Raw genomic sequence first — 4,852 nt, forward strand, 5'->3', positions numbered from 1 at the left:
CAACTACGACCGCGGCTTTCGCCGCTGTGGTAAGCACACCGTCACGGACGCTGACTTTTCCCTGGGCTTGACCGCCCATGAGTACTTCGATGATCGCGTCTTTGACTTTCTGCCGGTCGCGTTCGTCTACCAGCATCTTTTTTAACACTTCCGGATCATCCGGCAAAGCGTCTACATCCGGTACCGGGCCAGGGCCTGGCAACCACTCATCGACGGGGCGTGGTGGTGTCGTGGTGTTGCGGTTGATGTTGGTTCGTTGATGTTGGCGAGCTCGTTTGGATTTGCGGTGATAACTCATGCGTTTCATTGTGGCTTGAAATGCCTCATCAAACGTCATAGACGCCGCGTCGTGTCGTTCTTCTTCGTCAGGCCATAACTCACGCGTCCACTTGCCTACCGAGTGAAATGACACACGAAACTCCGCCGCGATGCGGCGCAGTGACTTCGTTGAGGTCAGTCTGCGCGCGACGGCTTTGGCAATCGAGTCAGCATCCGGGGGACTGTCAGATCGGATGTAGCCGTTGCGTCTGTCAGTAATCCAGTTTTTTACCGAGGCCGGTGCGGGGCGTCGGCCGGTAACGTGTGCTACCCAGTCACAGACCTCAGGTGTGGTCATGCCTTCGAAGTATTTGTCGACTGCGGCCTCGCGGACGGTGTCGGGGAACTTTGCGGGCATCGGAATACCTTCCAGCCCTCAGCACTCCAACGAAATGTCCGCGATCCCCCGTTTCGAGGATTACTACATTCCTGTTACTACACTTTGCAGTTCTAGGACAGTCCGCACCAGCCAAGTATGCTTAGGAACTATGACCATGCCTCAGCCGAATCCGAATTTCCAGTTCAACTACCGCATCAGTGACACCGACCGCAATGACGCGGTGACGGCGTTGTCGGTGGCGTTCGGTGAGGGCCGCCTGACCATGGACGAGTTCGATAGGCGGTGTGCGGCCGTCGCGAAGGCGGAATACTCGCCGGATTTGATGGCGCTGTTCCAGGATTTGCCGCAGAAGCCGGGCCAGTGCCAGGTCCCGGGCCAGCAGGTGCAGCAATCCCCGATGTATTCGGGGAGGGATATTGAGCTGGCCCGCAGGAGAGGTCGCAATGTGCGTGGTGGGCTGATGGGCTTGTCGACGATCGCCAGCCTCGCCTTGATGGGCGTCTTCGCGGAGATGCGGGTGGACTCGTTGATGATGTTCTCGCTGCTGATCATCCCGACTGTGTTCATCTTGTTGTACGTGATGAAGGTGGGCCCGGATAGCTGGTACACGCCGTCGGTGCGGCAGATTCAGCGGGCGCAGCGCCAGGCCGTCAAGATGCAGCAGTTGGAGTTGCAGTCGCATCAGGCGGCGGAGATCGCGATGCAGAAGCAGCAGCAGCGCCAGCAGATGGACCAGCTGAAAAACGATGCGTTGCATATCGCGCAGCAGACGATGCAGCGGTTCAACAAACGTGGGTAGCTTGGGGCGCTAGTATTGGCACATGGCCAACAAGAAGCAATCAGAAGCGTCAGCACAGAAGAGCCCGCAGCACACTCCGTTTAAGCGGCACCGGCACTTTGATCAGGCCGAGAAGCTGAAGAATGTGTTTTATGACATTCGGGGTCCGGTGAGTGCGACCGCGGAGGAGATGGAGCGTGACGGCCACACCATCCTGAAGCTGAACACGGGTAATCCGGCCGTGTTTGGGTTTGAGGCGCCGGATGTGATCATGCGTGACATGATTGCCAATTTGCCTACAGCGCAGGGCTACACCACGTCGAAAGGCATTATTTCGGCGCGGCGCGCGATTGTGACGCGCTACGAGATGGTTCCGGACTTCCCGGCGTTCGACATCGATGATGTGTACTTGGGCAATGGTGTGTCCGAGCTGATCAGCATGGTCACGCAGGGCTCCCTGAACGAGGGGGACGAGATCCTCATTCCGACGCCGGACTATCCGCTGTGGACGGCGGCGTCGACACTTGCGGGTGGCAAGGTGGTGCACTACAAGTGCGACGAGGAGGACGACTGGAACCCTTCGCTGGAGGATATCCGCTCCAAGGTCACCAGCAAGACGAAGGCGATCGTGGTGATCAACCCGAATAACCCGACGGGTGCTGTGTATTCGCGGGAGACGCTTGAAGGCATCGCGAACATCGCCCGCGAGCACGAGCTGATGATCTTCGCCGACGAGATCTACGACCGCATCCTTTACGACGGCGCCCAGCACATCTCCATGGCGGAGGTTGCCCCGGACGTGATCACCCTGACGTTTAACGGCTTGTCGAAAGCGTACCGGGTGTGCGGGTACCGCGCCGGCTGGATGGTGATCACGGGGCCGCGCCGCCGGGCGAAGGGCCTCATCGAGGGCTTGGACCTGCTCTCCGGCACGCGCCTGTGCGCGAACGTGCCTGGCCAGCACGCGATCCAGGTGGCCTTAGGTGGGCGTCAGTCGATTTATGAGCTCACCGCGGAAGGTGGTCGCCTGCACAAGCAGCGCAACGTCGCCGTGCGCAAGCTCCGCGAGATCCCGGGCATCTCCGTCGTGGAGCCGGAGGGCGCCCTGTACGCCTTCCCGAAGATCGACACGGAGATGTACCACATCCACGACGACGAGCGCTTCATGCTGGACCTGCTCAAGAGCGAGAAGATCCTCATGGTGCAGGGCACCGGCTTCAACTACCCGACCCCGGATCACTTCCGCGTGGTCACGCTGCCGTGGGCGTCACAGCTGGAGAACGCCATCGAGCGCCTGGGCAACTTCTTGGCGGATTACCACCAGCACTAGCGGATGACCCGCCAGCCTGCCTGCTGCCAGATGGGGATGTCGAGGGCGTTGCGGGCGTCGATAATTACTCGCTTGTCGACGCCCACCAGCGGTTCCAGGAACGCATCCCATTCGGTGGCCAGGATGCACAGATCCGCGCCCGTGGTGGCCTGCGCGAGCGTGCCGGGAAAGTCCAGGTCGGGGTAGGCGGCGCGGGCGTTGTCGAGGGCCTTCGGGTCGTGGACGCGCACGTGCGCGCCGGCCACAAAGAGGCGCTGCGCCACGTCGAGGGCAGGCGAGTCCCGGATGTCGTCCGAGTTCGGCTTGAACGCCGCCCCCAACACCGCGATGGTGCGCCCCTCCAGCGTGCCGAGCTCCCGTCGTGCCAGGTCAACGATGCGGGCGCGGCGTCCCTGGTTGATGGCATCGACCTCGCGCAGGAAACGCACCGAATCACCCGCGCCGAGCTCGTCGGCGCGCGCGATGAACGCCCGGACATCCTTCGGCAGGCACCCGCCCCCGAAACCGAGGCCGGCGTTGAGAAACTGGCGCCCGATACGCGCGTCCAAACCGATCGCGTCCGCAAGCTGGGTGACGTCCGCGTCGGCTGCGTCGCAGACCTCGGCGACCGCGTTGATGAAAGAAATCTTCGTGGCCAGAAACGCATTCGCCGCCACCTTGACCAGCTCGGCGGTGGGAAGATCCGTCACCAACATTGGTGAGCCCTGCTCAATAGGCGTGGCGTACACCTCCCGCAGCACCCCTTCCGCGCGCCCGCCCGGGCGCTGGCCCACCACGATCCGGTCCGGCGCCAACGTGTCCTTCACCGCGTGCCCCTCACGCAAAAACTCCGGGTTCCACGCCACCTCCACCGCAGCCGGGAAGCGCCCCTGCAGGCGGCGCGCCGTGCCCACCGGCACCGTCGACTTGCCCACCACCAGGTGCTCCCCCTCAAGGATTGCGGCCAGGTGGGAGGTGGCGTCGTCAAGAAATGAAGTGTCCGCGGCGAGCCCACCGGAAACCTGCGGCGTGCCGACCGCCAAAAAATGCACCCGCGCAAATCCCGCCACCTCACGCAGGTCAGCAGTGAATCTCAGGCGACCCGAAGCCGTGTGACGACGCAGCAGGTCGTCGAGGCCGGGCTCGAAAAACGGGGCCCTCCCCGACTGCAACGCCGCGACCTTGCCCGCGTCCCTATCCACCGCCAGCACCTCATGACCCAACTCAGCCATGCACGCAGCGTGCGTCGCCCCCAAATACCCCGCGCCGACCACCGTCAACCGCATACGCGAAGCCCCCTACCGGAAATTCAGGTACGCCTTCGACGGCGTCGGCCCCCGCTGCCCCTGATACTTCGAGCCCAACGCACCACTGCCGTAGGGCACCTCCGCAGGCGACGTCATCGCAAACAACGCCAACTGGCCCACCTTCATCTCAGGCCACAACACAATCGGCAAATTCGCCACGTTCGACAACTCCAGCGTGATGTAGCCCGAAAAACCCGGATCAATAAACCCGGCCGTCGAGTGCGTCAACAGGCCAAGCCTGCCCAGGGAACTCTTGCCCTCCAGACGGCCAGCCAAGTCCGACGGCAACGTAAACTTCTCCAACGTCGACGCCAACACAAACTCACCCGGGTGCAGCACAAACCCCTCACCCTCAGGGACCTCAACCAGCGTGGTCAGATTCGGCATCTCCTCACGCGGATCAATATGGGTATAGCGCGAGTTATTAAACACGCGGAAGAACCGATCCAAACGCACATCCACCGACGATGGCTGCACCAACGCAGCGTCATACGGTGCAATACCGAGGCGTCCCGAATCAACAGCGTCACGAATGTCATGGTCTGAAAGAAGCACGGCGCCCAGTCTAGCCTGCTTTCACACGGGGGCTACACTAAACGGCGTGCATCGAATTATCTCAACCTTTCTATTGACTACCGCACTCGCAGTCACCAGTGCCCCAATCGGCTCCGCGGGGGCTGCGGATGTTTTGTTGGAGTGCATCTGAGGGACTTTGTCTCGTAGTTATGCACTCAGTGCCTGTCGATGCTCGGCGATGGTCGTATATCCATCACCGAGTGTCGACTTCAACCTTGTATTGA

General features: G+C 61.7%; 5 protein-coding genes. 2 read left to right on the forward strand and 3 right to left on the reverse strand.

Annotation, left to right across the window (positions count from 1 at the left end; all coding sequences use genetic code 11):
• Positions 1-676: hypothetical protein (locus BJP07_RS01265; RefSeq protein ID WP_143109621.1), on the reverse strand; the 676-nt coding region annotated here is incomplete at its 3' end.
• 130 nt (positions 677-806) lie between these two features.
• Between BJP07_RS01265 and BJP07_RS01270 the strand changes: the two genes are divergently transcribed.
• Both BJP07_RS01270 and BJP07_RS01275 read left to right on the forward strand, forming a co-directional pair.
• On the forward strand, positions 807-1,457 hold the full coding sequence (locus tag BJP07_RS01270; RefSeq protein ID WP_255365885.1) for a DUF1707 domain-containing protein: 651 nt from the start codon (positions 807-809) through the stop codon (positions 1,455-1,457).
• Between the two features lie 22 nt (positions 1,458-1,479).
• Positions 1,480-2,766: a pyridoxal phosphate-dependent aminotransferase gene (locus BJP07_RS01275; protein ID WP_071565692.1), complete on the forward strand. Its 1,287-nt coding sequence runs from the start codon at positions 1,480-1,482 to the stop codon at positions 2,764-2,766.
• On the opposite strand, the gene BJP07_RS01280 is transcribed toward BJP07_RS01275, so the two are convergent.
• Both BJP07_RS01280 and dcd read right to left on the reverse strand, forming a co-directional pair.
• Positions 2,763-4,031: a UDP-glucose/GDP-mannose dehydrogenase family protein gene (locus tag BJP07_RS01280; RefSeq protein WP_071565693.1), complete on the reverse strand. Its 1,269-nt coding sequence runs from the start codon at positions 4,029-4,031 to the stop codon at positions 2,763-2,765. The two genes, BJP07_RS01275 and BJP07_RS01280, sit on opposite strands and share 4 nt — an antisense overlap.
• A gap of 12 nt (positions 4,032-4,043) precedes the next feature.
• Positions 4,044-4,607: a dCTP deaminase gene (gene dcd / locus BJP07_RS01285; protein ID WP_070361805.1), complete on the reverse strand. Its 564-nt coding sequence runs from the start codon at positions 4,605-4,607 to the stop codon at positions 4,044-4,046.
• Between the last annotated feature and the right edge of the window lie 245 nt (positions 4,608-4,852).

The organism is Corynebacterium sp. NML130628, from assembly GCF_001875665.1.
Classification (GTDB): domain Bacteria; phylum Actinomycetota; class Actinomycetes; order Mycobacteriales; family Mycobacteriaceae; genus Corynebacterium.